The following is a 4,133-nucleotide window of genomic DNA, read 5'->3' as shown; positions in this document are numbered from 1 at the left end:
TGCGGCTGACGCGTTCCTGGAACCAGCGGGACAAAGCCGAGTCCGGCTGATAGCGCAGCCACAGCCATGCGGCTTGATGATGTGGACGCCCCCGCACTGACCGGCGCTATGCTGTCGGTCGGTCACCCGAAGCAGGAACAGGAGCGTTTACGATGACGATCACAACGGTTGGGCTGGATCTGGCTAAGAGCGTCTTTCAAGCACATGGCATCGATGAGACCGGCACTGCGGTGCTGGTGAAGAAGTTGCACAGGAAGCAGATGTTGCCTTTCTTCTCGAAGCTGCCGCCATGTCTGATTGGCGTGGAGGCGTGCGGAACGGCGCATTACTGGGCACGGACACTCGCCGCCATGGGGCACGAAGTTCGCCTGATTCCGCCTTCGTACGTGAAGGCCTACGTCAAGCGCGGCAAGAGTGATGCGCTGGATGCAGAGGCCATATGCGAAGCTGTACAGCGCCCGACGATGCGGTTCGTGCCGACAAAAACGGTCGAGCAGCAAGCGATATTGATGGCCCATCGCGCCCGGTCGCTGCTGGTGCGGCAACGGACTATGGCAGCGAACGCGCTGCGGGCGCATCTGGCAGAGTTCGGTCTTGTCGCAAATCCCGGGCTTGCACATCTTGCGACCTTGGCCGAGCAGGCGCTGTCCGATCGTGACGGATTACCGCCCTATGCCCGCACCGCGCTGGAAACGCTGGTCCGCCAGATCACGGCGCTGACGGGTGAGATTGCGCTGCTCGACCAGCAAATCGCCAAATGGCATGCCGAGAGCGAAGCCAGCCGCAGGCTCGCCGCCATCCCCGGCCTTGGTATCATCACAGCGACCGCTATCGCCGCGACCGTCTCCGATCCCGATCAGTTCACCTCGGGCAGGCAGTTCGCCGCGTGGCTGGGGCTGACCCCGCAGCAACATTCGACCGGCGGCAAAGCTCGGCTGGGCGGCATATCGAAGCAAGGCGATCGATACTTGCGTCGATTGCTCGTTGTAGGCGCCACTGCCGTGATGCGTCACGTCAAGGACAAGCCCACGCCCATGGCAAACTGGATCAGGAAGCTGAGCGAGAAGAAGCCATTCAGGGTGGTGTCCGTAGCGCTTGCCAACAAACTGGCCCGGATCGCCTGGGTCGTGCTGACAAGGAAGGAAGCCTATCAGCCCTACGCGCATTTGGCCTGATCAAATCAGGTCACCCGAATTGGTAATGGCAGTCGATGATGAGTAACGATCGAGCCAATGGTGAAACCAACCCGTCTGATTCAATGCGCCTCAAAAGCGCGCCAACTTGATCAGGGACTTCACCGGCGGATTTCCATCAGGGCCAGCGGTCAAATCACGCCCGCACAAATAGGCCGGACATATGAAAGCAACCGATCAAACCCGTCCTGCCGCGCGACAATCAGGATGAGAGAGCAGCGTCAATCAAGATGAGAATCGCCACCTGCTGATGCGGCGTAGGGCGTAGCCCGGAGCCGGATCAGCAGGTGGCGATGTCGCCCTTTTTGGGGCGTTTCTGATGGTTGCGGCCGGTCAGGTATTCAAAGGCATAACTTCGCGAGAGGGGATGTCGTTCATGCCGGGCCGCCACGTCAACGATCATCAGATGAGGCTCTACATGAAGCTCCGACATACCCATGCCGTTCCGATCGCCGCCGCCAAGGCCAGTATCAGCACGGCGACCGCATATCGCATTGAGGGAGATCCTCGGCTTCCCTCGCAAAGGCAGGTCCAGCGAGAGCGGCGACGCCCGGACCCGTTAGCCGGGATCTTCGACGAGGATGTGGTCCCCATGCTCCAGGCTGCGCCTGGTTTGCGGTCAGTGGCAATTTTCGAGGAGATATGTCGCCGTCACCCTGAGCTTGATGGGCGCATTCGGCGCACATTGGAGCGAAGGATCCGAACATGGCGGGCGATCCATGGTCCCGAGCAGGAAGTGATCTTCCGGCAGGTGCATGAGCCGGGACGGCTTGGCCTGTCGGACTTCACCGAGATGAACGATGAGCACGTAACGATCGTCGGCGTGCCGCTCGATCATCGCCTCTACCATTTTCGGCTGATATGGTCGGGCTTCGAACACGTCCATGTCATTCTGGGCGGCGAGAGCTATGTCGCGCTTGCAGAAGGGTTGCAAAACGCCCTGTGGGCCGTCGGCGGTGCCCCGGTTGAGCATCGCAGCGATAGCCTGTCGGCCGCGTTTCGCAACTTGGACGCTGATGCCCGGCAAGATCTGACGCTGCGATATGACGCGCTGTGCGAACATTATGGCATGACGCCGACGCGCAACAACCGCGGCGTTGCCCATGAGAATGGCGGGATCGAGAGCCCGCACGGGCATTTGAAGGCAGCAATAAAGGACGCGCTGCTGATGCGTGGTTCGCGAGACTTCGATGATCTGGCGAGTTACCGGCACTTCATCGACGAAGTCGTCAGCCGCAAGAACCGGCGCAACGGCCCACGCATAGACGCCGAGCGTGCGGTATTGCAGCCCCTGCCTGGCGCGCGCACCAGCGATTATGAGGAGACGATCGTCACGGTCACCTCGACCAGCAGCTTCACGCTTCGTAAGGTGTTCTATACCGTGCCCTCACGGCTGATCGGGCATCGGCTGCGCGTTCGGCTTTACGATGATCGCCTCGATCTGTTCATCGGCGGCACTCACCTCATGACATTGCCGCGGGGGCGGTCGTTCAATAACGGCTCCCACGGCCATGTGGTCGATTATCGGCACGTCATCCATAGCCTGCGGCGCAAACCCATGGCGCTCCTGAAGTTGGTCTATCGTGACCAGCTCTTCCCAAGGGAGCCTTATCGTCAGACCTTCGACCGGCTCATCGCCGCATTGCCTGAACGGATCGCTTGTCGGCAGATGGTAGAACTGTTGGCAATGGCGCACGAAAGAGCCTGCGAGGCCGAACTCGCGGAACTGCTGGCAGCCGACGTGGCTGCTAACCGTCTCCCCGACATGGATGCCTTGCGAATACGCTTCGCTCCCGATCCGGCGGCGCTTCCCGACGTGGTGGTGGAACTGGTCCCCCTTGTCACCTATGATGTTCTCCTGGCGGGAGAAGCCGCATGAGCCGGAACGCACCCGCTATCGACGCCCAGCGTCTGAGCCTCATCCTCAACGACCTGCGCCTGCCAGCAATCAAACTGATCTGGCCCGACTTTACCACGCGGGCAGACAAGGAAGGCTGGCCTGGGGCCCGCCTGCTTGCGGCGCTCGCTGAGCATGAGATCGCAGAACGGGACCGACGCCGGATCGAAAGGCATCTGGGCGAAGCCCGCCTGCCACCCGGCAAGACTCTCGACAGCTTCGCCTTCGATGCAGTGCCAATGATCTCCCGCGCTCGGGTGACGGCGCTGTGTTCTGGTGATGGCTGGCTCGAAAAAGGCGCCAACCTCATCTTCTTTGGTCCACCAGGTGGGGGTAAAACCCATCTGGCAGCCGCAATCGGCCTTGCGTTGATCGAAAATGGCTGGCGCGTCCTGTTTACCCGCACCTCCGATCTGGTCCAGAAACTTCAGGTTGCCCGCCGTGAACTGGCGCTCGAAGCCGCGATAGCCAAACTCGACAAATATCATCTGCTGATCCTCGATGACCTCGCATATGTGACCAAGGATCAGGCCGAAACGTCCGTCCTGTTCGAGTTGATCAGCGCACGGTACGAACGGCGTTCCACCCTCATCACCGCCAATCAGCCTTTTGGTGAATGGAACCGGGTCTTCCCCGATCCCGCCATGACGCTCGCCGCCGTGGATCGCCTCGTTCACCACGCGACAATCTTCGAGATGAATGTCGAGAGCTACCGCCGCCGCTCGGCGATCCAGCGACAATCACGCGCTGGTCGGCCACCGACCTTCGCGACAATCAAGTCCAACGAGGAAATGTCGCGCAGCGACAATCAAACCTGCGAGTAGCGCTTGCCAGCGTCAATCAAAGCAGGCACCACTTGAAAACCGCGACGATCAGTTCTCATCCTGATTGACGGAAACTTCTCATCCAGATCGCCGCGCCATACCGTCCCGACAAAAAGCCCTTGCCATAGGGGGCGTCCACATATGAACCATCGTCGTGCGCAAGCGTGGATTGCCAGACTTCGAGACGCCCTGCTCGCGATCGATCGAGCCGCTGCGCCA

At 60.7% G+C, this 4,133-nt stretch carries 4 protein-coding genes; 3 read left to right on the top strand and 1 reads right to left on the bottom strand.

What is annotated here, in order from left to right; all coding sequences use genetic code 11:
• Positions 1 to 152: 152 nt before the first annotated feature.
• A complete protein-coding gene (locus V2I08_RS20160; RefSeq protein WP_145206732.1) occupies positions 153 to 1,175 on the top strand; it encodes an IS110 family transposase in 1,023 nt (340 codons plus the stop codon).
• A 298-nt stretch (positions 1,176 to 1,473) separates the two neighbouring features.
• Here the strand turns inward: V2I08_RS20160 and V2I08_RS20155 are convergent, their stop codons facing one another.
• Positions 1,474 to 1,596, bottom strand: coding sequence for a hypothetical protein (locus V2I08_RS20155; protein WP_006961386.1), 123 nt, complete (start codon positions 1,594 to 1,596; stop codon positions 1,474 to 1,476).
• Here V2I08_RS20155 and istA point away from each other — a divergent pair.
• The gene (gene istA, locus V2I08_RS20150; protein ID WP_150412084.1) at positions 1,570 to 3,072 is read left to right on the top strand and encodes an IS21 family transposase; all 1,503 of its coding nucleotides are present in this window, start codon (positions 1,570 to 1,572) and stop codon (positions 3,070 to 3,072) included. The two genes, V2I08_RS20155 and istA, sit on opposite strands and share 27 nt — an antisense overlap.
• The gene (istB, locus tag V2I08_RS20145; protein WP_019054274.1) at positions 3,069 to 3,914 is read left to right on the top strand and encodes an IS21-like element helper ATPase IstB; all 846 of its coding nucleotides are present in this window, start codon (positions 3,069 to 3,071) and stop codon (positions 3,912 to 3,914) included. Before istA ends, istB begins: the two co-directional genes overlap by 4 nt.
• Positions 3,915 to 4,133: the final 219 nt, after the last annotated feature.

The sequence above is a fragment of the Sphingobium sp. MK2 genome, from assembly GCF_040170545.1.
GTDB lineage: Bacteria > Pseudomonadota > Alphaproteobacteria > Sphingomonadales > Sphingomonadaceae > Sphingobium.
Note: the sequence above shows the minus strand (reverse complement) of the source record. Positions and strands in the feature narration are given on the sequence as shown.

What these genes read in the sequence shown, in the direction of transcription:
- istA (WP_150412084.1), top strand. Translation starts at nt 1,570, where the DNA reads ATGCCGGGCCGCCACGTCAACGATCATCAGATGAGGCTCTACATGAAG.
- istB (WP_019054274.1), top strand. Translation starts at nt 3,069, where the DNA reads ATGAGCCGGAACGCACCCGCTATCGACGCCCAGCGTCTGAGCCTCATC.
- V2I08_RS20155 (WP_006961386.1), bottom strand. Translation starts at nt 1,596, where the DNA reads ATGATCGTTGACGTGGCGGCCCGGCATGAACGACATCCCCTCTCGCGA.
- V2I08_RS20160 (WP_145206732.1), top strand. Translation starts at nt 153, where the DNA reads ATGACGATCACAACGGTTGGGCTGGATCTGGCTAAGAGCGTCTTTCAA.